Source organism: Marinimicrobium sp. UBA4209, from assembly GCF_002381585.1.
Lineage (GTDB): Bacteria > Pseudomonadota > Gammaproteobacteria > Pseudomonadales > Cellvibrionaceae > Marinimicrobium > Marinimicrobium koreense.
This window is the reverse complement of record NZ_DFTP01000075.1, coordinates 1-830: the sequence shown is the minus strand read 5'-3', so window position 1 is coordinate 830 and position 830 is coordinate 1. Positions and strand designations below refer to the sequence as shown.

Genomic DNA, 830 nt, shown 5'->3' with positions numbered 1-830 from the left:
GCGGGCGGAGAGTGGTTTTCATGCGGGTGGGTGACTGGAGGGGCGCCATGCTGGGGGCGATAGCTCCAGGGGTCACGTTCTGTCGCCAATAAATTCAATCATCTCGAACAGAAACTCAAACATCGACCAGCCGTCCGTCTCCTGTGCCTGATCCCGGTGGGATTGGGCGCTCTTCTGAGCCGAGCGCATAGCCTGGATGTTGTCAGGCGTGCCTGCCTGTTGGCCAATCCGATAGGCCCGGCTTTGTTCCGCCGCTGCTCGCTCTTCGTGCATTCTGCTGGTGGAGGTAGAACAGCCAGTGGCCAAAACCGATACCAAAAAAACGACTAAAATCCTCAACGACTTTCTCCTTGATAATGGCCGATATATGCAGGCAATCAATGTAAGCTCCGGAGCGTTTGAAGTACATTTCAAAACCTCGAAGTCTCTCAATAAGCCACCTTAATTTAACATCACGACCTGATTCCTACCATCGCGCTTACCCACATAGAGCATGTTATCCGCCCGGGTAATCAGCGCATCCAGATCATCGTCGGCGTTGGCGACCGCTATACCAATGGTGACGCTCAGGCGAAGATCGCTCATCTCCCCCTCGAGTATCAGTGCGGCGACATTCTCCTTCAACCGCTCTGCCACGGCTTGCGCATTGATTGAATCAGTGTTCGGCAGCGCCACCACAAATTCCTCGCCTCCGAAGCGGCCAATGATGTCGGTGGGGCGCAATGAGTGTCGGCAAACGTCGGCGACTTTGGTCAACACTCGATCACCACAGGTGTGGCCCCAGGTATCATTGACGTCCTTGAAGTGGTGTTCGGCGACAATTACGGTGG

The 830-nt window shown here is 54.9% G+C and carries 2 protein-coding genes; both read right to left on the bottom strand.

Annotated elements, in window-relative coordinates:
* Positions 1-72 precede the first annotated feature (72 nt).
* Positions 73-432 carry a hypothetical protein gene (locus B3187_RS11090; protein ID WP_286806450.1) on the bottom strand — a complete coding sequence of 120 codons (360 nt, stop codon included), beginning with the start codon at positions 430-432 and terminating at the stop codon, positions 73-75.
* A 9-nt stretch (positions 433-441) separates the two neighbouring features.
* On the bottom strand, positions 442-830 hold a 389-nt coding region (locus B3187_RS11085), incomplete at its 5' end, for a GGDEF domain-containing protein (protein ID WP_286806449.1).